Raw genomic sequence first — 23,137 nt, 5'->3', positions numbered from 1 at the left:
TTTTAGACATGTTAGCAGGTCGCGCTCCAAAATTTACTGCTAAGGTATAGGTAATCAAAACAGGTAAGATACAGATCAGAGATGTACCATATGAGCTGCATCACAAAAATATTCCTCAGCGTCAGGGTGGTCCCGGTGTGCATAATAAGAGTAATTTGGATGAGTTAGATCCATGGCAGCACCATGATGTTGATAAATACCGCCATTCTGGAATCAAACCTATAGAAGTTATAACGGGGGTAAACTTATGGTAATAGATAAGAATTATGTACTGTTTTGCGCTGCTTTATCAGAGGTAGCGCAAGATAATTGTAAGGCCGGTATTAATAATAGAGAGTCAGAGCTCTTTTTGGAGCGAATTTATAAAGAATACCAGCAATCTTCTTTTCCTGCTCCAGAGATATCATGGGTTAAATCTATCCCTAAAAAAACTAAATCATGGATGGAGAAAGTGCTTTGTGAAAATTTATTGTTCATGAAGTCTGCTCCAGAATGGATCAGGGAACCTTCTTGGAGATTTATCGATGATCAGGCTATGGTTTTTATTGATTAAATTGAATTTGCTAATAATGAAATCATTAATAAAAATCTCGCGCCGGGTAATGTTTTATATGTTTTTTCTGGTAAGAAAAAGATGGATGATGGCTGGGAAATGGTTATTAAAATGGTAATGCAAGATAGAAACTCAGTCGGTACTTCTTTTATCGATTAAGGGTATGTTGGTCGTCATATTTGTGTACTTTTCTTGACCGGGATACAGACCCGAACTACAACAACCCCCTACGAGTGGGCGCTACACCCAGAGAGCCACGATATGGTTGCTGGGTGGACTTAACTTGTATGCTTATGTCTCGGATACTTAGGTTTGGATCGATTTGCAAGGATTGGGTAGCGGTATATTACAATCAATAGACAGAACAAACGATAGAAACGCTCATGTTTTGACCTGGTATGCTAAAAGTAAAGAATATTTTTAGGGGGAAAAATGAAAGAGTTATCGCAAGTGAATACCGATCTAAAAAACCTTATTATCGGTATTATCACAGAAGGGAATGAATGTGATGATAATAAGGATTTTAAAGCAGCGATTAATAAGTATGAAGAGGCTTACGATATTTTGCCGGAACCGAAATTTGAATGGAAAATGCTCAGTACGTGGCTGGCTGGAAGTTATTTTAATGCATATTTCTCATTGGGCAAATTCTCAGAGGCAAAACATTGGGCAGGTATTGAGTTAAAATATAGGAGTTCAAATATTGATGTGGGGCCTTTTATGGATATTGGTATGGCATCATATGAACTTGGAGAACTTGATGAAGCTTATGAAAACTTTAATGCGGCTTATCTGTATGGTAAGGAAAGGCCATTTAAAGAGTACCCCAAAAAATATCTGAAGTTTTATCTTGAAAAAAAGATATAAATTCTGTTTTTTACAGCATCGACTCTTTGGTCTTCATGGCTGTGATTAATGTTAGCCGGAAATGATCCTTCCGGCCGTTCATTTATAAAACCAAAACAACGGCGGTTTTCCTTATTTAAATATTATCTGTATATGTTTCTGGTAAAAACAGGGTGCATAATATTTGAGTTATGACGGTTATAACATCCGCCAGATGATTATTGACATTGAGCCGAAGTGAATGAAAGCGGCCCGCCCGTTCGGTTTTGTTGGACGGTCTGCCGGAAAAAGTGACCGACAGCAGCGGCGACGTTGTCTGGCAGGGCATTTCCACCACCTGGGGACGCATCGAGCGGGAAAACAGCAACGTGGACTGGGATGTGCCGCAGAACCTGCGCTTCCAGGGGCAGTACCTCGACCGCGAAACCGGACTGCACTACAACACCTTCCGCTACTACGACCCCTGCGGCGGACGCTACACCCAGATGGACCCGATAGGGCTACTGGGTGGGGTGAATACTTATGACTATGTGCCGAACACATTAAGGTTTATCGCTCCGCTTGGGTTGGCAGCATGTGGTGTGGGTTCCGGTGGTAAAGGGTTAGGAGGTCACCAGGCAGTCGATCGTGCCGCTGCTGAATTAGATACAGCTGCGCAACGTGCGTCACGATTACTCGACCGAGGGGGCCATATGAATGCAGCATGGGGAAAAATTTATCAGCGATGGGCTAATAATCAATATGTACCTCAATGGCTTAAAAATGTTTCCCGAGGCAATGCTATTCAACAAATTACTGACAGACTGACATTAAACAATAGATATTTAACTGATATAGACATAAAGAGGAATGTAACGGGTTCATGGTGGGGTAATCTCCGTCCTGACAATCATGCAACTTTACCTAATGGAAAAGTTGCTGTGTTTGATATAACAACGCCTGGTCAGGCTCCCAAAATTATGAAATATAATGTTGACGGCGTAACAGATTTTTTGATCAGCATTCTTTATTGAGGCGTTTCATGAGTAAGAAATTAAAAAAAGAATTAGTTGAGAGATGGAACCATGAATTGGAGTTTGGTATCAATCATAGTCTTAAAAAAGAAAACTGGAAGGATAAGAATACGCCTAATTCTCGCTGGGTTGAGCATCCGTTTGGCATAACTGAAGAAGGTAAACTCGATTTTAGAGGTTTTCCATTTAGAGAGCCTCTAAAATTTCATTATCTACAAAATATAGATTTTTCTTACTCATTAACACTTAATGAGATGACTAAAGGGTATGGTATGTCTCGCGGTGGGAGCATTATTTCATCTATAGTTGAATATTGCTCTTTTGTTGAGTCTTTAATGCCTGCGAATTTATCTGAAAAATTCGTTGGATGTAATTTTGATAAGGCTGTTTTTGAATCGACAAGAATAAATGCATTATTTGAATCATGTACTTTCATTAAATGCAAAATAAAAAATGTTCTTGGCGAGATGAGGTTCATTAATTGTAACTTTGTGGGGGCTAATCTGACAAAATCTAATTTTTACTCCTGTTGTTTTGAAAATTGTCAGTTTGATAAAGCAAATTTCACTGGATGCAATATTTCAGGATCAACGTTCGTTGGTACAAAACCATCAGAGACTCAGATAGCAAGCTGTGCCGTGGCAGTTAAATTGAAATTTATGTGAATATAAATTCCTCAGGAGATATTTTGGGGCTAATTTAATCATTTGAGTTCGCTCACGCCCAAGCTTTTTGTTTGGAATTATCGGGGGCTAAATATTGGCGTTTATGCGGTGTGCGGATTTATTATAGCTAAATAAATTCAATTGAAAGCTATTGCAAAAGGGGGGCTGCTTCTTTTTCAGAATCAGGTTATGTTACCACTGCTGGTAAAGTATCTTTCTTAAATTATATGATCTGGCGATAGTATGTATATTCGTAATTAATGATACGTCAGAAATTCTCTTTAGATTCTTTTGAAATAAAATGAATAATGATTTCTCGATTTCAGATGAATTAATTATGGATGTGGTCGTAAAATCAGGCTTGCAGATACGCCTGGTGAGGGAGAGATAAATGCATTGTATCGGGAGTTAGACGTTTTTTGTGATGCGTATAAAGATAAACATCTTGTTCCCAAAAAAATAATTGATGCGCTTTTTATCCTTCACGATAACCTGGAAGGTATGCTTCAATATTCATCAAAGGGAAACTCTGATTATTTTTACGAATTTAATTCCAGGATTAATGAATATATTGAGAGATTGTTTTTAGGTTAAAGATAATTTTCATATGGTTAAAACTGTTCTGGTGATAAATAATGACATAAAAAAGACTATTATGAACATCCCGATAATACATCCAGCCTTAATGGCTGATTGTATTGTTTCGAAGGTTACACCATATTTCAATATATCCCACTTTAATCAAATATCATAAACCCGCTCTTCTGGTAACAACGCAAGTGCTTCATTAATGCGCTCACTCTCTACCAATTCATGAATTTTCGCGGCAAGTTCTGTAACATCGGTAATGTTCACAATCCATTTCTGGCAGTAATCGGCGACCGCCTGATTGCGTAATCCTATCTGTATCGTGCGGTGATCCAGTTTGTTCAAACGGATATCACGCTCCGGATCCCACTGGATCACCACATCTGACGCTTTTATTTGGCTTTGCCACTCAGCTTCTTCTGCGCCTGAGTGCCGGTGATGGCTCAAAATTCCCTGATTAAGGATTTGCTTAAACCCGTCATGGGTAAGATCAATTGCCAGAATCCGGTGCTGATTTGGATCTTTCTTTCCCCAGCCGGAGCGGTACATCATCCACAGAAAAGAGGGCTTAATCCACGTCATGCGGGTCATACTGAACGGGGGCGAGACGAAGGTGCCATGCGCAAGTGCGCTGTCTGCGATGGTGTCAGAATAAGCCTGGTAAACGCGGATAAAATCGTTGTTGTAAAATGCTCTTAATTGCTTTTCGGCAGTTAATTCATCTGCCTGGTTTTTTTCATTATTCGTGTACTCATCCTAAGTGAACATATTGCCTGGTCATTCTAGCACAGCGCTTAACGTCGAGGATAAGCACCATACCGAAGCATAAGAATTATTAGTGTTCGAATAATCTCATTCATAAGCCAACCGCATTTCCAATCTGCTGATGTAACAAATTACATCCACCATAAAAAATATTAATCGACAATCTCTGGCAACGGAAAATGTTGTCGCTCTTAATTATGCTGCTAACTGTTTTTCATTCGATGTGATTGATAGCATAAGCAATGCATACGCCTTTCGGAAATTCCTTATCAGACTTGAAACGCATACCAGTGATAAAATGTGTTCGAAACGTGGCGGGTAGACCTACCAATAACCGTAGTTTTTATAATGAAAATATAGCGTATACGATTTGTCGCACATTATTTTATGGACATAACAGCCGTTATTCGATGAAAAAATATTTATAAAAGAAAAGCTAATGCATGCGCTACACTGCATAGAAAAGCGCATCCTTTCAAGGAAATGATAAAAGAAATTACTCGCATCTAGTATTGGTTTATCCTGGGTTTACTTAATTTAATATATCGTGCATCAGAGATGGGTTAATGGTTACGGAAGGATGTTTATGGTTGACTTTAACGCGGATATTGTGAGCTTTATATCATTAGGTAATGTTCTTCTTGGCGATTCCATTGACCTTTACCTGGAAGACATTTTTAATAATTATACTGTAGAAATTAAAGAGTATGCTCTGCCTGCACCGTCCAGTGAAATCCGGTATGCTTATTCGATACAAAATGGCACGCTAATAATAATAACCACCACGGATGATATTATTGTTTCAGTCGGCTGCAATGAAAAATATGCCGGGAAATATAAAAATAGATTGTATGCCGGTATAACCATGCAAGAACTTTCTCAGCGTAGTAAAGACCTGCGAATCCTGAATGGTGCGCTGATTGTTGACCAGGACTACGGTCTCTCATTTGCGTTGCCGCCACCATATGATGAGATTGCCGATTCCCTTGGGCAAATCCCACATGATTTATCGCTTAATGAAATTTATGTGTGCGATCATTCCGGCTGGATAAACAAATAATAAGTCTCCTTTTGAAAACTCTGTTGATAATGATGTCTGAGGCAATATTTTTGTGCTAAAGGCTAACTCAACAGAGTTTTTATATCGATATTAACAACGCCATCGTACCCAGCTAATTCACAATACAATTGACCATTAATCGCAGCTGCTTGACCAGGCGACAATCCCCTGCAGGCGCATGAATGCATCAGGCGTTAACGCCAGTGCTGTGAGCCGACATGCTTTTTTCAGCTAAAACCTCAAAGCGGGCGTCAGGCACGCTGACGGCGGTGATACCTTCCCCTATACTGCGGAAAACAAAAGAAAATAACCGCTCGCTACATTTACAGGGTAAAGAATGGATACGGCTGAATTCTTCGCGCAGCTCGCGCAACAACTGCTGCTCTCTGCACCGCTTTTTTTATTGATTGCGCTGGGATATTGCCTCGGGCGCTTCGCCGGTTGGCCTGAATCGGTTAACGAAGGGCTCAACCGCTTCTGTTTTAACGTAGCCATTCCATGCATGCTGTTCAAAGTGATGAGCAAGTTCTTCGAAAGCCCGCCGGTGGATATGCGGCTGCTGATTGCCTACTTCGGCACCTGTTTTGTTATCTATGTGATTGGGCGCATCGCAGCGAAAAGCCTGTTCCGTATGGACGCGGTATCGGCCTCGGTGTTCGGTCTGGCGGGCATTTTTTCCAATAACGTGATGCTGGGCATTCCTGTGGCCATTATTTTACTTGGCGCATCGAGCCTCTCGTCGGTGGCGCTGGTGCTGGTGTTTAACAGCCTGATTTTATGGACCCTGGTGACCGTGTCGGTGGAGTGGGCGCAAAACGGCAGCTTCTCGGTGCGGGGGATTGGCAAAACGCTGGTGAGCGTGCTGCGCAACCCGATTATCATCGGTATTTTCAGCGGGTTCGCCTGGAGTTTTTTGATTCATCGCCCTCTGCCGCCGTTCCTTGATAGTCCGGTGAGTATGGTGGCGCAGGTCGCCGCGCCATTAACGCTCATCACCCTCGGCATGAGCTTGTCGCGCTACCAGATCCGCAAAGGATTAGCGGAAAGTTTGACCATCTGCTTGCTGAAACTGATGTTGATGCCTGCTTTGATTTGGTTGATTGCGTGGTTGCTGCATTTGCCGCGCGAAGAGAGCCAGGTGGTGGTGTTGCTGGGGTCGATGGCGGTGGGGATTAACGTCTATCTGATGGCGCAAAAATTCCAGGTACTACAGGGCGCGACGGCGACCAGCATGCTGCTTTCCACGCTGCTGTCGACCGTGACCACGCCGCTGTTTATGATCCTGATGACGCATTTCTATCCGAACTGGCCCTGAGGCCAGCCGGAAAGCCGTCAAACGATATCATCCACCACGCCGCCGTCCACGCGCAGCGCTGCGCCGGAGGTGGCGGAAGCCTGTTTCGAACAGACATAGACCACCATATTCGCCACCTCTTCCACGGTGGCGGCGCGCTGGATAACTGAACTCGGGCGATTGGCCATCACAAACTCTTTCGCCAGCGTTTCCAGCGATTTCCCGGTTTTCTCCATCTCCTCTTTCATCATGCCGGCAAAACCGTCTGACATTGTTGGTCCGGGCAGTACGCTGTTAACGGTGACGCCGCTGCCGGCGACAAATTTCGCCAGCCCGCGTGCCAGCGAAAGCTGCGCGGTTTTCGTCACGCCGTAATGGATCATATCCGCCGGGATATTCAGCGCCGATTCAGAAGAGATAAACACCACGCGCCCCCAGCCTTTTTTCACCATTGCGGGCAGCAGCGCACGCGAGAGGCGCACGCCAGACATCACATTGGTTTGCCAGTAATTTTCCCAGGTCGCATCGTCGGTGGCGTAAAAATCCTGCGGGCCGTAAATCCCGGCGTTATTCACCAGAATATCGACCTCGCCGCTCGCTTTCAGCAGCGTTTCCACGCCCTGCGCTGTGCCGAGATCGGCAACGGCGGTACGCAGCTTCGCACCCGGCACCTGTTTTTCCAGCGCCGCTTTTGCCTCATTCACCGAACCTTCGCTGCGCCCGTTAAGGATCACTTCCGCGCCGCTTTCTGCCAGCCCTTTAGCAATCGCAAAACCAATACCGCCCGTTGAAGCGCTGACCAGCGCGACTTTACCGTCGAGTGAGATTTTCATTGTCTGCCCCTTATCCAGTGGATTTCACAAATGTATTAAGGCTAGCAGTTGGGGCACAGCGCGCGTTGCCAATTGTTGCTCATAAAATGTGTGCGTCGGGTTAATACCCGCCACGGTATGACGGCGGCAACGTTACTCTTCGGCGGCGAGACACTGTAAATGGCCATGACGCACGCCGCGCTGGGCGATAACGTCATCGGCGAAGTGCTGCACATCGCCCATTTTGCCTTTCAGCACGGCGATTTCTAGGCAGTCGTCGTGGCTGATATGGACGTGCAGCGTGGCGACAGATAAGTCGTGATGATGGTGTTGCGTGGCGACAATGCGGCTCGCCAGGTCGCGCTTCTCATGTTCATACACATACGACAGCACCGCGTAACCCTGCTGTTCATTGTTTTGCTCGGACTCCTGTGCCAGCGCGCCGCGCAAAATATCCCGCAGCGCTTCCGAACGGTTGTTGTAACCGCGTCGTGCGCTAAGGTTGTCCAGCGTATCGAGCAGGTCATCATCCAGTGTTATGGTCACGCGTTGCATGGTTGTGTCCTTTGTAATGAGAGGGGGAAGGCGGGCAGCACCGCCTGTTGCAGCGCCTGGCCTGCCGGTGAACGCAAGCGCAGCGGTGAAGTGACGTCGAGCGTTTCCACCAGCGCGCCGCTCTCCATCACCAGCACGCGCTGGCAAAAACGCTCCACCAGCCGCAAATCATGGGTGATAAACAGACAAGCCACGCCGGAACGCTGTTGTAGCCGCTGTAAGAGCCGGATAACGCCCGCTTGCAGCACTAAATCCAGGCTGGAAACCGCTTCATCCAGAATCAATAGCGTGGGTTCCACTGCCAGCGCGCGCGCCAGGCAAACGCGCTGCAACTGCCCACCGCTCAATTGCGGAGGGCGTTTATCGAGCAGAGAAGTATCCAGCTCGACATCTTCCAGCAATTGTTGGATACGTGCCTGCTGCTCGCTGTTGGGCAGTGATAACAGATGGCGCAGCGGTTCACGCAGAATATCGCGCACGGTTTTACGCGGGTTCACCGCGCTGACCGGATCCTGAAACACCATCTGGATATCGCGGCGAAACGCCTGGCGGGCGCGGGCGTTAAGCTGCTTCAACGGCGTACCCTGCCAGCGCACTTCGCCTTCGTCTGGCGATTCCAGCCCTACCAGCAGCCGCGCCAGCGTGCTTTTCCCGCAGCCGCTGCGCCCGAGCAGCGCCACGGTTTCCCCGCTTTTTAACTGAAAAGAGATATTGTCCAGCACCGGTCGCTGGTGGTAGGTGTGCGACACACCGCTCACATCAAGAAGGTTCATTGCGCCAGCTCCAGTCCATACAGCGCCAGGTGGGCCGCGACTAATTCGCGGGTCACTGCCTGTTGTGGGGCACTGAACAGGGTTTCCACCGCGCCCTGTTCGATAATGCGCCCGTTGTCCATTACCGCGACATCATCCGCCAGCCGCGCTACCACGCCCATATCGTGCGTAACCAGCAGCATGCCGGGCTGATGTTCGCGCATAATCTGCGCCAGCAAATCGAGAATGCGTGCCTGCGCCACCACGTCGAGATCGGTCGTCGGTTCATCGGCGACGATAAACGGCGCATCGCTCAGCAGCGCCATGGCGATCATCATGCGTTGCAACATGCCGCCGCTCATCTCGAACGGGTAAAGCGTGAGCACACGTTCGGCGTCCTCCAGCCCGACATCCTGCAATGCTGCGATCAGTGTGGCGTTATCGGCGGGTTTACCGAGTGCCAGGCAGGTTTCCCGTGCATGAGCGGCCATGGTGCGCAGCGGGTTAAACGCGCTGCGCGGGTTTTGCATAATGGTGGCAACCGTCGAACCACGGAGTGCTTGCGGTGTGACGAGCTGATTATCGGCCAGCAGCCGACCGGCCGTTTGCCGTACGCCCGCAGGCAGCACGCCGAGCGCCGCCGCACAGGTTAATGATTTGCCGCTGCCGCTACCGCCTACCAGCGCCAGCACGCGCCCGCGTTGCAGGGTTAACGACACCTCCTGTACCAGCGGGCGTTCCGCGTGCAGGGTGATATTTTGCAGGCTCAGTTGTGCAGGCATCAGTGGGCGTGCTCCGTTTCAAGGTGGGGATCGAGATGGTCGCGCAGCGCGTCGCCCACCAGATTAAACGCCATCACGCTAATGAACAGCGCCAGCCCCGGCCAGACCATCTGCAGCGGCTGCGTCCAGATATATTGCCGGGCGTCGTTAATCATCACGCCCCATTCCGGTGTTGGCGCGGTGACGCCAAGCCCGAGGAACGACATCCCGGCGACGTGCAGCATCATATGGCCGATATCCAGCGTCGCCAGTACCAGCAGCGAAGGCACTACCGCTCCCGCCAGATGATCGCGAAACACATGCAGATAACTCGCGCCACTTAAACGCGCCGCCAGCACGTACTCGCGACTACGCAAGGAGATCACCAGGCTGCGCACCATGCGCGCATACCAGGCCCAGTGCGAAAGCGCGATGGCGATAATCACGTTGGTCAGCCCTGTCCCAAGCACGCCGACCATAAAAAACGACAGGATCGAGGTGGGAAAGGTCATAAAGATATCCGCCACGCGCATGATGGCCTGATCGACGCGCCCGCCGAGCAGCCCGGCGCAGCCGCCTGCGCTTAAACCAAGCGCCAGCACCAGCAGCAGACACATCATCACCGACCCCAGCGATACCCGTGTGGCGGCCATTAAGCGTGAGAAAATATCCCGTCCCAGATGGTCGGTGCCGAGCCAGTGCTGGCTGCCTGGCGGCAACAGGCGCGCGGGTAAATCGATGGCTTGCGGATCATACGGCGTCCACCACTGGCAGGTCAGGGCAATCACCAGCAGTAACAGCAGGATCAGCAGCGCGAAACGCACTGGCCAGCGGGCCGTTTTTATAAAGTGCATCAGTGCGCTCCTTCATGGTGGCGAATGCGCGGATCGAGCGCTGCGCTCAGCAGATCGACTGCCAGATTGCACAGCACAAAAACCAGCACCATCACCAGCGTAAAGCACTGGATCACCGGGTAGTCGCGATTGAAGATTGCCGATACGGCATAGCGGCCAATACCGGGCCAGGCGAAGATGCTTTCGATGATCATCGTACCGCCAATCAGCTCGCCGATATGCATCCCCAGCGCGGTGATCACTGGCAGAGACGCGTTACGCAGAATATGCCGCCGCTCGGTCTGCTTATCGCTTAACCCGCGCAGCCGCGCCCACGTCACGTGGCGTTGCCCGGCGGCTTCCAGCATGCTGGCGCGCAGCAGACGGGCGTTGATGGCCAGCGACATAAAGGCAATCGACACCGCAGGCAGGATCAGGTGCTGCCAGCCGCCGTAGCCCATTGCAGGCAGCCACTGCAAATGCACAGAAAAAAACATCACCAGCAGGAAAGCCAGCCAGAAGTTCGGCATCGACACGCCAAGAAACGCCACCGCGCGTACCAGAAAATCCGGCAGACCATCGCGGTGACGCGCCGCCCAGATACCAAGCGGTACGGAAGTGAGCAGGATCAGCGCTAGCGCCGCGCCTGCGAGTTGCAATGTCGCGGGCAGAAAATGCAGCACATCGTCGAGCACCGGGCGCTGCGTGGCATACGAAATGCCGAAATCAAGATGCAGTGCGCGCCACAGCCAGTGCAGATATTGGCTGGCGAGCGGCTGATCCAGCCCCAGCTGAATGCGGGTAGCGGCAATCATTTCCGGTGTTGGCGGCAGGTTCGACAGGCGCAGATAATCCATCGCCGGATCCCCGGCGCCAAGGCGCAGCAGCAGGAAAATCACCACCGAGGCGGCTACGATCATCGGGATCAACAGCAGCAGACGGTGCAGTAAAAAGCGGCTCATGGCGCGGCGTCCGGGGTTATCTGATCAAACGGGATCTCCGAGGCGATCGGGGCAAACGGAATCGTGCCGAGCTGCGGTTTTGCCACCACCATCATCGAGATGTAACTGATGGGCAGATAAACCGCGTCGTTGTGCAAACGGGTGAGAATATCCCGGTACAGCGCCTGGCGCGCGCTGTCATCGCTGGTGGTGAGCACCTCGCCAATCTCTTTATCGATAATCGCTTTGTCCGGCAGGCCTAACTGCGCCTGATAATCGGCATGCGACGGCACGCGCATTGAACTCATAAACGCATGCGGATCGTACGGTGCGCCCCAGGTGCGGTTGAAAATCATGCCGAAACGGCCATCGCGCTGACGGGCATAAATACTGCTCTCTTCCTCACCGATCAGGGCGACATCTACGCCAATCTGGCGCAAGTTGGCCTGAATGATTTCGGCCATCGACTTACTCAGCGCATCGGTGCCGATATAGGCCAGCTCAATATGCAGTGGCTGGCCTGCTTTTTCGCGGATGGTTTTTCCGGCGGGCAGCAGCCAGCCCGCTTTATCCAGCAGCGCACGCGCCTGCGCCGGATCGTACTGGCGCGGTTTCAGGCTGATATTGGCATACGGCACGGAAGGGGCGAACAGCGTGTCGGCAACCTGCTGCGTGCCATACAGCGCGCCATCGACCAGCGTTTTCTTATCTACCGCGTAGTTCAGCGCTTCGCGAACGGCTAACTCATTGGTTGGCGCATGCGTGGAGTTCAGCGCCAGCATCACTGTCTCCATTGGTGCAGAGAGCTGGGTGCGCCAGGCGGGGTTCTGGCTGAAACGGGCAAACGTATCCAGCGGCAGTAAACCTTCGTTGCCGTAAAGCAGATCGATATCGCCGGTTTCAAATGCCACCGCGCGGCTGGTCGGGTCTGGGATCACTTTGACGATAATTTTGCCAGCTGCCGGTTTCGCGCCCCAGTAGTGTTCATTCCGTACCAGCACGTCGTACTGGTTCAGCTTTGATTCCTGTAACACCCACGGGCCGGTGCCGATGGGCGCTTTAATCCCGTTCAGTGTTTCATGGTCTTTAAACTGCGACGGGGCGATAAAGCGGAACGGGCGGGGCAGGGCGAGTTCTTGCAGGAAAGGGTAGTAGGCGCTTTTCAGAGTGATTTGTAACTGCTTGGGGCTTAGGGCTTTGACGTCGGTGATTTGGTTGGCAAGCTCAAGCCAGGCGTGGCGTTGACGGTTATCCAGCACGGCGCGGAAGTTCTCCGCGGCGGCGGCGGCGTCAAACGGTTCGCCGTTGGAAAACGTCACCCCGTCGCGCAGGGTGAAGACCCAGGTTTTGCCATCCTCCGAGTGTGTCCAGCTTGTCGCCAGCCAGGGTTTAACGCTGCCGTCGGCCTGGTATTTCACCAGCGGTTCATACACCATGCTTTGCGCGAACATCTGGTTTGGCGTGTAAAGATGCGGGTTGAGTGGGCCAACATTCACCGGCCAGGCGGTGGTTAGGGTGTTTTGTGCCGCGAAAACGGCAAAGGATGCGCAGAGCAGAAGCAGAGCGCCAGCCTGACGATAGAAAGACACGTTCGGTTTCCTGATGAAAAGTCGGTGGCGAGAAAAGTATGACGATTTTAGTAATTCATCATACGAATAGTATGTTCTGGATCAAAAGCCCTCTTTTTAACAGGGATTTATCGCATTTAGCGTGAGGTGTACTGCTTACTGGCGAGCCGAACACTCGGAATGCGCAAGGTGATTTATTCGTCAGAGTTATCGCTTTGCTGGCGTAAGCATTGAGCGAGACACATCAAGTGACGTTGATAAGCCGCTTGCAGACATTCAGGATGAGAGCGCTATCCCTTAAACAGTTGCAGCAGCATTTCTACCTGCTCATCGAGCGGCGCGAGGTCTTTTTTCACAATCAGGTGCAGTGGTGTGGCGCGGCGCGTACCGTGGCTGAGCGGCAGCGTTTTGAGTACGCCGCTATCGAGCAGTGGCTGGATGCGCTCCTCCGGCAGCCAGCCGTAACCCACCTGATACAGCACAGCTTCCACCGCTGCATCGATGGTCGAAAATGTCCACGACTCCTGCGCCACCGGGCTTTGGCGATGGTCGCTTTCGGCAATGCGGATCAGCGGCCAGCTGGCGAGCATCTCTTCGCTTACCTGTTCCGCCGCGCACAGCGGGTGATCGCGGTGCGCCACGGCGACAAAATCAATGTTCATCAGCCATTCGCCGCGCCCGGTCATATCCTGGCGGCGAGTCAGTATCATCACATCCGCTTGCGCATGCACCGGCAACTCGCTGGAGGCGGTCTCCAGCACTTCGGTCAGCCGCACCTGCGTTTGCGGATAACGCTGCTGAAACTGGCGCAAAATGGCAAACAGCCGCGCGCGGGGGAAAATGCTGTCGACCACTAAATCAAGCCGCGTGCGCATGCCATTGCGCAGCGTGGCGGCGCGGGTTTCTACCCAATCGAATGCCTTGAGCAACGGTTTTACCTGGTTGAGCAGCAACTCACCCGCCGGGGTAAGCACCGCGCGCCGCCCTTCCTGTACCAGCAGGGCAACGCCGAGCCGCTCCTGCAACAGCGCCAGGTTGTAACTGACCGATGACTGGCTGCGATGCGTCTCTTCCGCCGCTTTCGCAAAGCTCCCCAGCTCCACCACCTTTTGCAGCAGCGTCCATTGTTCCAGCGTCGTCTTGTGCATAACTCATCTAAAAAATGAATGAATTTGATGCAAATATAGCGTTATTCATTCGTTTTTTGCAGGCGTAGGATCATTTCAAACACCAGAGGAGAGTAAAAATGAGCACCTTTGATAAACATGATTTGAGCGGTTTCGTCGGCAAACATCTGGTTTATACCTACGATAATGGCTGGAACTACGAGATTTATGTGAAAAACGCCACGACGCTCGATTACCGGATCCACAGCGGTATCGTGGCGAACCGTTGGGTGAAAAATCAGCAGGCCTACATTGTTCGCGTTGGCGAAAGTATCTATAAAATTTCCTGGACCGAACCGACCGGCACCGATGTCAGCCTGATTGTGAACCTTGGGGATCGCTTGTTCCACGGCACCATTTTCTTCCCGCGCTGGGTTATCAATAATCCGGAAAAAACCGTCTGCTTCCAGAACGACCACATTCCGTTGATGGAGTCTTATCGTGCGGCTGGTCCGGCTTACCCTACTGAAGTGATCGATGAGTTCGCGACCATTACGTTTGTGCGCGATTGCGGCGAAAATAATGACAGTGTGATTAACTGCGCTGCCAGTGAATTACCGGCCAACTTCCCGCAGAATTTGTCATAAAAATTTCACGCTATTTAATATATTTTGCTGATAACGAATGAAATAATTCATTGCATAATGATATTAATTTTCGTGCATTCGTTGATGCGCCGTTTAAATAACTACGCTAACGCCTTTGTATGCATTACAAGGGCGTTAAATATTTCAGTTTTTTGACATTCATCACGTTAGGATTTTGCTGTTTTCATTTGTAACCTGTTGTTTGAGAAAAATTATTTTATATTTGTTAAGTTTATCATTTCCCCCTTTTCTTAATCTTGTCCTAATATTCAATTGGTAGCATTCTCCGACTAACCGTAACGAATAATAAATGCAGGAAACGCGCATTCATTATATTTTGGTTTAACTTTCATCCGCCATTTTACTCACTAGCCGCAACGTGTCTTTGTGGCGGTTCGTTAACGCGTCAGTGACGCCAAGGAAAAACGATGAGTGATTTTTTACCGTTCTCACGCCCGTCAATGGGGGATGAAGAGTTCGCAGCCATTCAGCAAGTGCTGGCATCCGGCTGGATCACGACCGGCCCCAAAAATCAGGCGCTTGAAGAGGCTTTTTGTACACTGACGGGCAACCGCCACGCCATTGCCGTTAGCTCGGCGACGGGTGGCATGCACGTCACCCTGATGGCACTTGGTATTGGCGCCGGGGATGAAGTGATTACCCCGTCGCTGACCTGGGTTTCCACCCTCAATATGATTGTGCTGCTCGGCGCGACGCCGGTGATGATCGATGTCGATAAAGAGACATTGATGGTCACGCCGGAAGCTATCGAAGCGGCTATCACGCCGCGTACCAAAGCAATTATCCCGGTGCATTACGCCGGTGCACCGGTGGATATCGACGCCATTCGCGCGCTTGGCGAGAAGCACGGCATTCCGGTGATTGAAGATGCTGCTCACGCCGCCGGAACGTACTACAAAGGCCAGCATGTTGGCTCACGCGGCACCGCTATTTTCTCCTTCCACGCCATTAAAAATATGACCTGCGCGGAAGGCGGGCTGGTGGTGACGGATGACGAACAACTGGCGAATCGCATTCGCAGCCTGAAGTTCCACGGACTGGGCGTCGATGCTTACGACCGTCAGACTCACGGCCGCGCCCCGCAGGCCGAAGTGATCTCCCCAGGGTTTAAATACAATCTTGCGGATATCAACGCGGCGATTGCGCTGGTGCAACTAGGCAAACTGCCCGCCGCTAATGCCCGCCGCCAGGAGATCGCCCAGCGTTATTTGCAGGAACTGGCGGATACGCCGTTTCAGCCGCTGGCCTTGCCGTCATGGCCGCACCAGCACGCCTGGCACCTGTTTATTATTCGCGTCGATGAGCAACGTTGCGGTATCTCCCGCGACGCATTGATGGAAACCCTGAAAGCGCAAGGCATTGGTACCGGCCTGCATTTTCGCGCGGCCCATACGCAGAAGTATTACCGCGAACGCTTCCCCCTCTCTTTACCCAATACGGAGTGGAACAGTGCGCGTATCTGTTCGCTACCGCTTTTCCCGGATATGACCCATGACGACACAACCCGCGTCATTCACGCGCTCCGCAACATTGCAGGGCGCTGATATGTTTAATTTACCGCCTGTAGAAAAAGTTTCTGTGGTGATCCCGGTCTACAACGAGCAAGAGAGCTTGCCGGAGTTGATTCGCCGCACCACGGAAAGCTGCGATGTACTGGGCATCGATTACGAAATTTTGCTGGTGGATGATGGCAGCAGCGATAACTCTGCGCTGATGTTAAGTGAAGCGGCAGAACAACCCGGCAGCCACGTTGTCGCGGTGCTGCTGAACCGCAACTACGGCCAGCACTCGGCGATTATGGCCGGATTCAGCCATGTCACCGGTGATTTGATCATCACGCTGGATGCCGATTTGCAAAACCCGCCGGAGGAGATCCCGCGTCTGGTGGCGAAAGCCAATGAGGGGTATGACGTGGTGGGCACGGTGCGACAAAACCGCCAGGACAGCCTGTTTCGTAAAATGGCCTCGCGCACCATCAACCGTCTGATCCAGCGCACCACCGGTAAAGCGATGGGCGATTACGGCTGCATGTTGCGTGCGTACCGCCGCCATATTGTTGATGCCATGCTGCACTGCCATGAGCGCAGCACTTTTATCCCGATCCTCGCCAATACCTTTGCCCGTCGCGCGGTGGAGATCCCCGTGCAACACGCGGAACGCGAATTTGGCGATTCCAAATACAGCTTTATGCGCCTGATTAACCTGATGTACGACCTGGTGACCTGCCTGACCACCACGCCGCTGCGCTTGCTGAGCGTGTTTGGCAGCGTGATCGCCGTGTTGGGCTTTTCGCTCGCCGTGCTGCTGGTGGTGCTGCGTCTGGCGTTTGGCCCGCAGTGGGCGGGAGAAGGGGTGTTTATGCTCTTCGCCATTCTCTTCACCTTTATCGGCGCGCAGTTTATCGGCATGGGGCTACTTGGGGAGTATATCGGGCGCATCTATAACGATGTTCGCGCGCGTCCCCGCTACTTTATTCAACGTGTTGTTCGTCAGGAAAATGACGTTTCGCAAGAGGAAAAAAATCAATGAAAGCCGTTGTCTTTGCTTACCACGATATGGGATGTATCGGTACACAAGCGTTACTGGATGCAGGTTTCGAGATTGCGGCGATTTTTACCCATCCCGACAGTGCCAATGAAAACCACTTTTTCGGTTCGGTGGCGCGTATTGCCGCTGAACGTGGCATCCCGGTTTATGCCCCGGACGATGTTAATCACCCGCTGTGGGTCGATCGTATTCGCGATCTGAACCCGGATGTGATTTTCTCTTTCTATTACCGCAATTTACTGTGCGACAACATTCTCAATACCGCACGGATCGGCGCATTTAACCTCCACGGCTCACTGCTGCCTGCTTACCGTGGTCGCGCACCGCTGAACTGGGTGCTGGTCAATGGCGAAAGCGAAACTGGCGTCACGCTGCACCGCATGGTTTCCCGCGCGGATGCGGGCGCGATTATCGCGCAACAGCGCGTAGCCATTGCCGAGAACGATGAAGCGCTGTCGCTGCACCGCAAATTAGCGGAAGCCGCAAAAGGTATGCTGGCCAGCGTGTTGCCGACGATTAAAACGCAAACCTTCAGCGAAACGGCGCAGGACGACAGCAAAGCCAGCTACTATGGCCGCCGTACGCCGGAAGATGGCCGTCTGGACTGGGAAAAACCCGCCCAAACGCTGCAAAACCTGGTGCGCGCGGTTTCTGACCCGTGGCCGGGCGCGTACAGCTTTGCCGGTACGCATAAATTTATCGTCTGGAAATCCCGTGTACGCACCGACGTGGCTCCGGCTCGCGCGGGCACTGTGCTCTCTGTTTCGCCGCTGCTGGTCGCCTGTGGCGATGGCGCGCTGGAGATCCTCACCGGCCAGATGGACAACGGCGTGTATATGCAGGGCGCCCAGCTGGCGCAGTCGCTCGGCCTGGTGGCTGGCGCGCTGCTGACCAGCAAACCGGTAGTGGCGGTAAAACGCCGCACCCGCGTGTTGATCCTGGGCGTGAACGGTTTTATCGGTAACCATTTGACCGAACGTCTGCTGCGTGACGATAACTACGAGATTTTCGGTCTTGATATTGGATCGGATGCGATCAGCCGTTTCCTCGATAATCCGCGTTTCCACTTTGTGGAAGGCGATATCAGCATTCACTCCGAATGGATCGAATACCACATTAAAAAATGCGACGTGGTGCTGCCGCTGGTGGCTATCGCGACGCCTATCGAATACACCCGTAACCCGCTGCGCGTGTTCGAGCTGGATTTCGAAGAGAACCTGAAAATCATCCGTGACTGCGTGAAGTACAACAAACGCATCATTTTCCCGTCGACGTCGGAAGTGTACGGCATGTGCACCGACAACAACTTCGATGAAGACAACTCGAATCTGGTTGTTGGGCCTATCAACAAACAGCGCTGGATTTACTCGGTGTCGAAACAGTTGCTCGACCGCGTGATCTGGGCATATGGCGACAAGCACGGTCTGAAATTCACCCTGTTCCGTCCGTTTAACTGGATGGGGCCGCGCCTGGATAACCTCAACGCTGCACGTATCGGTAGCTCGCGTGCCATCACCCAGTTGATCCTCAACCTGGTAGAGGGTTCGCCGATCAAGCTGATCGAAGGTGGTAAACAGAAACGCTGCTTTACCGATATCAGCGATGGTATCGAAGCCCTGTTCCGCATTATCGAAAACAAAGATGGGCGCTGCGACGGGCAGATCATCAACATTGGTAACCCGGACAACGAAGCGAGCATTAAAGAGCTGGCCGAGATGCTGCTGGCAAGCTTTGAAAAACACCCGCTGCGCGACCGCTTCCCGCCGTTCGCTGGTTTCCGCGAAGTGGAGAGCAGCAGCTACTACGGCAAAGGCTACCAGGATGTGGAACACCGCAAACCGAGTATCCGTAACGCCAAACGTTGCCTGCACTGGGAACCGACTGTGGATATGCGCCAGACCATTGACGAAACGCTGGATTTCTTCCTGCGTACCGTTGAACTGACGGATGAGAAATAAGCATGAAATACGTCGGCTTACGTATTGATGTCGATACCTTTCGCGGCACGCGTGACGGCGTTCCGCGCCTGCTGGAGCTACTGAAAAAGCACAACATCCAGGCGAGCTTTTTCTTTAGCGTCGGGCCGGACAACATGGGGCGCCACATCTGGCGCCTGCTTAAGCCGAAATTTCTGTGGAAGATGCTGCGCTCGCGCGCGGCATCGCTCTACGGCTGGGATATTTTACTGGCGGGCACCGCGTGGCCCGGCAGACTTATCGGTGAAGGCAACGCGGACGTTATCCGCAAAACCGCGCAGGCGCACGAAGTGGGGCTGCATGCGTGGGATCACCATGGCTGGCAGCGCTGGAGTGGTGTGTGGGATCAGGCCCATCTCGAAGCGGAAATTGAGCGCGGATTACTGGCGCTGGAGCTGATAATTGGCCGGTCTGTGAGCTGTTCCGCCGTGGCGGGTTGGCGCGCCGATCAGCGAGTGGTGAAAGCCAAATCGAATTTTAATTTCCGCTATAACAGCGACTGTCGTGGCACGCAGCCGTTTCGCCCGCTCATCGCCGAGAATACCTATGCAGCTCCGCAAATCCCGGTCACGCTACCCACCTGGGATGAGGCCGTTGGCATTTCGGTGGCGGCGGAGCACTACAACCGCTTCATTCTCGACGCGATGAAGCAGGATAGCGGCACGCCGGTTTATACCATCCACGCCGAGGTGGAAGGCATTATCGGCGCGGAAGGTTTCGATGAACTGCTGAGCATGGCGGCGCGCGAAGGCATCGCTTTTTGCCCGTTAAGCCAGTTGTTGCCGGAATCGTTAGAGACGCTACCAGCAGGCAAAGTGGTACGCGGAGAAGTGGCTGGCCGGGAAGGCTGGCTGGGTTGCCAACAACTGTTGAGTCCTGGGTTATGAAATCCATTCACTATGGTCTGGCGCTGGTTGCGCTGATCGCTCTCTACTATGTTGTTCCCCTGGAATATCGTCTGCTCTGGCAGCCGGATGAGACCCGCTATGCGGAGATCAGCCGTGAAATGCTCACCAGCGGCGACTGGATTGTGCCGCATTTCCTTGGCCTGCGTTATTTTGAAAAACCCATCGCCGGTTACTGGATCAATAGCATTGCGCAGTGGCTGTTTGGCCATAATAACGTCTCCGTGCGCCTTGGCTCCGTTTTCTCCATCATCGTATCGGCGCTGCTCGTGGGCGCGCTGGCGTGGAAAATGTGGCGCGACAAACGCACTGCCGTGCTCTCGGCGGTGATCTTCCTGACCGCGTTTCTGGTGTATGGCATTGGCACTTATGCGGTGCTCGACCCGATGATCACGCTGTGGATGACGCTGGCGATGCTCAGCTTCTGGCTGGCTGCGCAGGCCAACACGTTACGCGGTAAGTTTGGCGGCTATGTCCTGCTTGGCGTGGCGTGCGGCATGGGCGTGATGACCAAAGGTTTTCTTGCGCTGGCAGTGCCGGTGATTGGCGTGCTGCCGTGGGTGATTGTGCACAAACGCTGGAAAGAGGTGCTGCTCTGGGGCTGGCTGGCCGTGATCTGCTGCGTGCTGACGGTGCTGCCATGGGGGCTGGCGATTGCCTCGCGCGAGCCTGATTTCTGGCGCTACTTCTTCTGGGTGGAACATATCCAACGTTTTGCGCAGCAGGACGCACAACACAAAGCGCCGTTCTGGTATTACATACCGTTCCTGATTTTAGGTTCGTTGCCGTGGCTGGCGCTGCTGCCCGGTGCGCTGAAAACGGGCTGGCTGGCGCGTAAAGAGGGCGTGCGGGAAGCGTTTTATCTGCTGGGCTGGGTGGTGATGCCGCTGCTGTTTTTCAGCATCGCTAAAGGGAAGCTGCCGACTTACATTCTGCCCTGTTTCGCGCCGCTGGCGATACTGATGGCGCGTTATGCCATGCAGATGGCGCAAACCAACGGGCGCGCGCTGCGCGTCAATGCGTGGATCAATATCGGTTTTGGCCTGGTTGGCGTGATTGCCGCGCTGGTGGTGTCGCCTTTGGGCTTCCTGAAACATCCGGTATGGACGCAAATTGAGGTCTACAAAGCGGCGCTGGCGGCGTTTGCTTTCCTGGCGTGGGCGCTGGTTGGGCTGTTTACCTTGCGAGCCAGCGCAGAGCGTTGGTCATACGCGGCGCTGTGCCCGCTGGCGATTGCGCTGCTGGTCGGGATCGTTATCCCGGATAAGGTGATGGATTCCAAGCAGCCGCAATTTTTGATCAACTTTGTTAACGAGCCGCTGACGCCGAGCCGCTATGTGCTGGCCGATAACGTCGGGGTTGCTGCAGGTCTGGCCTGGGAGCTGAAACGCTCAGATATCATGCTGTTTGGCACGCGCGGTGAGTTAACGTACGGTATGTCGTACCCTGATGGCGAAGGGCGGTTTGTACGCGAAGACGATTTCACCGACTGGCTGTCACAACATCGGCAGGAAGGGGTTATTTCGCTGGTGCTGCACCAGTCGAAAAAGGATGACTTTACCCGCATGCCGATACCGAAACCGGACAACGTTTATGTACAGGGGCGTATGGTCTTTATTCAGTACTTTCCGCAATGATGAGTAAGCCGCAATGACCAGCTGGCTCTGGCTCGCGCTGGCAAGCCTGCTCAGTTGCGCAGGCCAACTGTGCCAGAAGCAGGCGACACGCCCGGTGCCGATGGATAAGCGTAACAAGCATCTTGGCCTGTGGCTGGGGCTCGCACTGATGGCACTCGGCGCGGGCATGGCGCTGTGGCTGCTGGTTTTGCAGCGCATTCCTGTTGGCGTGGCATACCCGATGTTGAGCCTTAATTTTGTCTGGGTGACGCTGGCGGCGCGTTTTCTCTGGCGTGAGCCGGTAAGCGTTCGCCATGCGTTCGGCGTGGCGCTGATTATCACTGGCATTGTGTTGCTGGGGAGCTCGCTATGAAGGGGCTGCATTGGGCGTTACTCAGTGTGTTGCTGGTAAGCGGCGCACAACTGATGTTGCGCTATGCCATGGTGTCGCTGCCACCGGTGACATTTTCCTGGTCTTTTGTCTCGGCGTTGCTGCAACCGCAAAAAGGGACGCTGGCGCTGATGTTTGGGCTGTTTGGGTATCTGGCATCAATGGGCTGCTGGTACTTTGCTCTGCACCGTTTGCCGCTCAGTAAGGCTTATGCTTTGCTGAGCCTGAGCTACATCCTGGTGTGGGCGGCGGCCATCTGGCTTCCCGGATGGCACGAACCGTTTTCCCTGCGCGGCGCGTTGGGTGTGCTGGTGATTGTGGCGGGCGTGCTGGTTATTTTTCTTCCCCGACGCTCTCGATCTGGTCGGCAGCGAGAGTAAAAGGCGTGGGAGTGCAGACCGCGAGACTTAGCCCCGCACGGTGAGAATGGCTAAGGTGCAGGTTGAGAGGGTGGCAACTGTCTACGCTGACGATCTCCCAGACGCTGACGCCACGCTGTTTGATAATGGCCTCTTTACGTGTCCAGATGCGCCAGAACGCGTCCAGTTGCTGCGCAGGGTGTTCCTGCTCGATTTCACGATGTTCCGCCTGGCTAAACACCGCATTCGCCAGGCTACGCCAGTTGTTACGCGGGCGTATCACTTCGATATCGCAGCCGACTTCTCCTTCATCGCTCACCAGCAGAGCAATATGATCGCCGCTGTGGCTCAGGCTAAACCATAACGGCAGATCGCCAGCAAACGCGGGCTTACCCTGCTCCCCATAAACTATCTCCGGCAATGGGGAGATCACGCGGTTAAGCAAAAGCCGCCCGGCAAGCCACCTATTATGACGAACGCCGGATGGCGCCGCTGATTTTAGCTCGGGTGGGATCTCCTGCGCGCGCAATTCAGAAAGAGTAGCCAGTAAAACGCGATACATT

General features: G+C 52.6%; 23 protein-coding genes and 1 pseudogene. 14 read left to right on the top strand and 10 right to left on the bottom strand.

What is annotated here, in order from left to right; translation table 11 throughout:
• The first annotated feature begins 247 nt into the window (after positions 1–247).
• The 4 genes from RT644_RS12450 (at position 248) to RT644_RS12435 (ending at position 3,077) form a co-directional block, all read left to right on the top strand.
• Positions 248–553, top strand: a complete 306-nt coding sequence (locus RT644_RS12450) for a hypothetical protein (RefSeq protein ID WP_313626863.1) — start codon at positions 248–250, stop codon at positions 551–553.
• A 432-nt stretch (positions 554–985) separates the two neighbouring features.
• Entirely contained in the window at positions 986–1,420 is a 435-nt protein-coding gene (locus RT644_RS12445) for a hypothetical protein (protein ID WP_313626862.1), read from the top strand.
• Between the two features lie 269 nt (positions 1,421–1,689).
• On the top strand, positions 1,690–2,412 hold the full coding sequence (locus RT644_RS12440; RefSeq protein ID WP_313626860.1) for an RHS repeat-associated core domain-containing protein: 723 nt from the start codon (positions 1,690–1,692) through the stop codon (positions 2,410–2,412).
• An 8-nt stretch (positions 2,413–2,420) separates the two neighbouring features.
• Positions 2,421–3,077 carry a pentapeptide repeat-containing protein gene (locus RT644_RS12435; RefSeq protein WP_313626859.1) on the top strand — a complete coding sequence of 219 codons (657 nt, stop codon included), beginning with the start codon at positions 2,421–2,423 and terminating at the stop codon, positions 3,075–3,077.
• A 741-nt stretch (positions 3,078–3,818) separates the two neighbouring features.
• Here the strand turns inward: RT644_RS12435 and RT644_RS12430 are convergent.
• Positions 3,819–4,403, bottom strand: a pseudogene (locus RT644_RS12430) (DUF4291 domain-containing protein); the annotation flags it as partial.
• 613 nt (positions 4,404–5,016) lie between these two features.
• Between RT644_RS12430 and RT644_RS12425 the strand changes: the two are divergent.
• Together RT644_RS12425 and RT644_RS12420 are read left to right on the top strand one after the other, a co-directional pair.
• A complete protein-coding gene (locus RT644_RS12425) occupies positions 5,017–5,490 on the top strand; it encodes a hypothetical protein (protein ID WP_313626858.1) in 474 nt (157 codons plus the stop codon).
• Between the two features lie 337 nt (positions 5,491–5,827).
• Entirely contained in the window at positions 5,828–6,805 is a 978-nt protein-coding gene (locus tag RT644_RS12420) for an AEC family transporter (protein ID WP_020455622.1), read from the top strand.
• 17 nt (positions 6,806–6,822) lie between these two features.
• Here the strand turns inward: RT644_RS12420 and RT644_RS12415 are convergent, their stop codons facing one another.
• The 8 genes from RT644_RS12415 to RT644_RS12380 all read right to left on the bottom strand — a co-directional run bounded on the left by RT644_RS12415 (position 6,823) and on the right by RT644_RS12380 (position 14,154).
• Positions 6,823–7,617 carry an SDR family NAD(P)-dependent oxidoreductase gene (locus RT644_RS12415; protein ID WP_045507701.1) on the bottom strand — a complete coding sequence of 265 codons (795 nt, stop codon included), beginning with the start codon at positions 7,615–7,617 and terminating at the stop codon, positions 6,823–6,825.
• Positions 7,618–7,749: 132 nt separating this feature from the next.
• Positions 7,750–8,151: a nickel-responsive transcriptional regulator NikR gene (gene nikR / locus RT644_RS12410; RefSeq protein WP_020455620.1), complete on the bottom strand. Its 402-nt coding sequence runs from the start codon at positions 8,149–8,151 to the stop codon at positions 7,750–7,752.
• Complete coding sequence (nikE, locus tag RT644_RS12405; RefSeq protein ID WP_097406459.1) at positions 8,139–8,924, bottom strand: nickel import ATP-binding protein NikE; 786 nt, start codon at positions 8,922–8,924, stop codon at positions 8,139–8,141. The genes nikR and nikE overlap by 13 nt, the downstream gene beginning before the upstream one ends.
• Positions 8,921–9,685: a nickel import ATP-binding protein NikD gene (gene nikD / locus RT644_RS12400; protein WP_313626856.1), complete on the bottom strand. Its 765-nt coding sequence runs from the start codon at positions 9,683–9,685 to the stop codon at positions 8,921–8,923. Before nikD ends, nikE begins: the two co-directional genes overlap by 4 nt.
• Complete coding sequence (nikC, locus tag RT644_RS12395; RefSeq protein ID WP_020455617.1) at positions 9,685–10,518, bottom strand: nickel ABC transporter permease subunit NikC; 834 nt, start codon at positions 10,516–10,518, stop codon at positions 9,685–9,687. Before nikC ends, nikD begins: the two co-directional genes overlap by 1 nt.
• The gene (gene nikB, locus RT644_RS12390) at positions 10,518–11,459 is read right to left on the bottom strand and encodes a nickel ABC transporter permease subunit NikB (RefSeq protein WP_020455616.1); all 942 of its coding nucleotides are present in this window, start codon (positions 11,457–11,459) and stop codon (positions 10,518–10,520) included. The genes nikC and nikB overlap by 1 nt, the downstream gene beginning before the upstream one ends.
• Positions 11,456–13,027, bottom strand: coding sequence for a nickel ABC transporter substrate-binding protein (nikA, locus tag RT644_RS12385; protein WP_313626853.1), 1,572 nt, complete (start codon positions 13,025–13,027; stop codon positions 11,456–11,458). The genes nikB and nikA overlap by 4 nt, the downstream gene beginning before the upstream one ends.
• A 269-nt stretch (positions 13,028–13,296) precedes the next feature.
• On the bottom strand, positions 13,297–14,154 hold the full coding sequence (locus RT644_RS12380) for a LysR family transcriptional regulator (RefSeq protein WP_020455614.1): 858 nt from the start codon (positions 14,152–14,154) through the stop codon (positions 13,297–13,299).
• Between the two features lie 98 nt (positions 14,155–14,252).
• On the opposite strand from RT644_RS12380, the gene RT644_RS12375 reads away from it, so the two are divergent.
• The 8 genes from RT644_RS12375 to arnF all read left to right on the top strand — a co-directional run bounded on the left by RT644_RS12375 (position 14,253) and on the right by arnF (position 22,595).
• Positions 14,253–14,759: a phenolic acid decarboxylase gene (locus tag RT644_RS12375; RefSeq protein WP_045507718.1), complete on the top strand. Its 507-nt coding sequence runs from the start codon at positions 14,253–14,255 to the stop codon at positions 14,757–14,759.
• Between the two features lie 428 nt (positions 14,760–15,187).
• A complete protein-coding gene (arnB, locus tag RT644_RS12370) occupies positions 15,188–16,324 on the top strand; it encodes a UDP-4-amino-4-deoxy-L-arabinose aminotransferase (RefSeq protein WP_269232128.1) in 1,137 nt (378 codons plus the stop codon).
• Between the two features lies 1 nt (position 16,325).
• Positions 16,326–17,309 (top strand): undecaprenyl-phosphate 4-deoxy-4-formamido-L-arabinose transferase, encoded by a 984-nt coding sequence (gene arnC / locus RT644_RS12365; protein ID WP_020455611.1) that lies wholly within the window; start codon positions 16,326–16,328, stop codon positions 17,307–17,309.
• Positions 17,306–19,285 (top strand): bifunctional UDP-4-amino-4-deoxy-L-arabinose formyltransferase/UDP-glucuronic acid oxidase ArnA, encoded by a 1,980-nt coding sequence (arnA, locus tag RT644_RS12360; protein WP_269232129.1) that lies wholly within the window; start codon positions 17,306–17,308, stop codon positions 19,283–19,285. Before arnC ends, arnA begins: the two co-directional genes overlap by 4 nt.
• 2 nt (positions 19,286–19,287) lie before the next feature.
• Positions 19,288–20,190, top strand: coding sequence for a 4-deoxy-4-formamido-L-arabinose-phosphoundecaprenol deformylase (arnD, locus tag RT644_RS12355; protein WP_020455609.1), 903 nt, complete (start codon positions 19,288–19,290; stop codon positions 20,188–20,190).
• Positions 20,187–21,845 carry a lipid IV(A) 4-amino-4-deoxy-L-arabinosyltransferase gene (arnT, locus tag RT644_RS12350; protein ID WP_045507728.1) on the top strand — a complete coding sequence of 553 codons (1,659 nt, stop codon included), beginning with the start codon at positions 20,187–20,189 and terminating at the stop codon, positions 21,843–21,845. Before arnD ends, arnT begins: the two co-directional genes overlap by 4 nt.
• A 13-nt stretch (positions 21,846–21,858) precedes the next feature.
• A complete protein-coding gene (arnE, locus tag RT644_RS12345) occupies positions 21,859–22,197 on the top strand; it encodes a 4-amino-4-deoxy-L-arabinose-phosphoundecaprenol flippase subunit ArnE (protein ID WP_020455607.1) in 339 nt (112 codons plus the stop codon).
• The gene (arnF, locus tag RT644_RS12340) at positions 22,194–22,595 is read left to right on the top strand and encodes a 4-amino-4-deoxy-L-arabinose-phosphoundecaprenol flippase subunit ArnF (protein ID WP_269232131.1); all 402 of its coding nucleotides are present in this window, start codon (positions 22,194–22,196) and stop codon (positions 22,593–22,595) included. The genes arnE and arnF overlap by 4 nt, the downstream gene beginning before the upstream one ends.
• Here the strand turns inward: arnF and acpT are convergent.
• Positions 22,549–23,136 carry a 4'-phosphopantetheinyl transferase AcpT gene (gene acpT, locus RT644_RS12335; protein ID WP_313626849.1) on the bottom strand — a complete coding sequence of 196 codons (588 nt, stop codon included), beginning with the start codon at positions 23,134–23,136 and terminating at the stop codon, positions 22,549–22,551. The genes arnF and acpT overlap by 47 nt on opposite strands.
• Position 23,137 lies beyond the last annotated feature (1 nt).

The organism is Kosakonia sp. (genome assembly GCF_032104925.1).
Taxonomy (GTDB): Bacteria; Pseudomonadota; Gammaproteobacteria; order Enterobacterales; family Enterobacteriaceae; genus Kosakonia.
This window is presented reverse-complemented; position numbering and strand designations above follow the sequence as displayed.

What these genes read in the sequence shown, in the direction of transcription:
- nikD (WP_313626856.1), bottom strand. Translation starts at nt 9,685, where the DNA reads ATGCCTGCACAACTGAGCCTGCAAAATATCACCCTGCACGCGGAACGC.
- RT644_RS12380 (WP_020455614.1), bottom strand. Translation starts at nt 14,154, where the DNA reads ATGCACAAGACGACGCTGGAACAATGGACGCTGCTGCAAAAGGTGGTG.
- nikR (WP_020455620.1), bottom strand. Translation starts at nt 8,151, where the DNA reads ATGCAACGCGTGACCATAACACTGGATGATGACCTGCTCGATACGCTG.
- arnE (WP_020455607.1), top strand. Translation starts at nt 21,859, where the DNA reads ATGACCAGCTGGCTCTGGCTCGCGCTGGCAAGCCTGCTCAGTTGCGCA.
- arnC (WP_020455611.1), top strand. Translation starts at nt 16,326, where the DNA reads ATGTTTAATTTACCGCCTGTAGAAAAAGTTTCTGTGGTGATCCCGGTC.
- RT644_RS12435 (WP_313626859.1), top strand. Translation starts at nt 2,421, where the DNA reads ATGAGTAAGAAATTAAAAAAAGAATTAGTTGAGAGATGGAACCATGAA.
- nikC (WP_020455617.1), bottom strand. Translation starts at nt 10,518, where the DNA reads ATGCACTTTATAAAAACGGCCCGCTGGCCAGTGCGTTTCGCGCTGCTG.
- RT644_RS12450 (WP_313626863.1), top strand. Translation starts at nt 248, where the DNA reads ATGGTAATAGATAAGAATTATGTACTGTTTTGCGCTGCTTTATCAGAG.
- arnF (WP_269232131.1), top strand. Translation starts at nt 22,194, where the DNA reads ATGAAGGGGCTGCATTGGGCGTTACTCAGTGTGTTGCTGGTAAGCGGC.
- RT644_RS12415 (WP_045507701.1), bottom strand. Translation starts at nt 7,617, where the DNA reads ATGAAAATCTCACTCGACGGTAAAGTCGCGCTGGTCAGCGCTTCAACG.
- RT644_RS12375 (WP_045507718.1), top strand. Translation starts at nt 14,253, where the DNA reads ATGAGCACCTTTGATAAACATGATTTGAGCGGTTTCGTCGGCAAACAT.
- RT644_RS12445 (WP_313626862.1), top strand. Translation starts at nt 986, where the DNA reads ATGAAAGAGTTATCGCAAGTGAATACCGATCTAAAAAACCTTATTATC.
- arnB (WP_269232128.1), top strand. Translation starts at nt 15,188, where the DNA reads ATGAGTGATTTTTTACCGTTCTCACGCCCGTCAATGGGGGATGAAGAG.
- nikB (WP_020455616.1), bottom strand. Translation starts at nt 11,459, where the DNA reads ATGAGCCGCTTTTTACTGCACCGTCTGCTGCTGTTGATCCCGATGATC.
- arnT (WP_045507728.1), top strand. Translation starts at nt 20,187, where the DNA reads ATGAAATCCATTCACTATGGTCTGGCGCTGGTTGCGCTGATCGCTCTC.
- nikE (WP_097406459.1), bottom strand. Translation starts at nt 8,924, where the DNA reads ATGAACCTTCTTGATGTGAGCGGTGTGTCGCACACCTACCACCAGCGA.
- acpT (WP_313626849.1), bottom strand. Translation starts at nt 23,136, where the DNA reads ATGTATCGCGTTTTACTGGCTACTCTTTCTGAATTGCGCGCGCAGGAG.
- RT644_RS12425 (WP_313626858.1), top strand. Translation starts at nt 5,017, where the DNA reads ATGGTTGACTTTAACGCGGATATTGTGAGCTTTATATCATTAGGTAAT.
- arnA (WP_269232129.1), top strand. Translation starts at nt 17,306, where the DNA reads ATGAAAGCCGTTGTCTTTGCTTACCACGATATGGGATGTATCGGTACA.
- RT644_RS12420 (WP_020455622.1), top strand. Translation starts at nt 5,828, where the DNA reads ATGGATACGGCTGAATTCTTCGCGCAGCTCGCGCAACAACTGCTGCTC.
- arnD (WP_020455609.1), top strand. Translation starts at nt 19,288, where the DNA reads ATGAAATACGTCGGCTTACGTATTGATGTCGATACCTTTCGCGGCACG.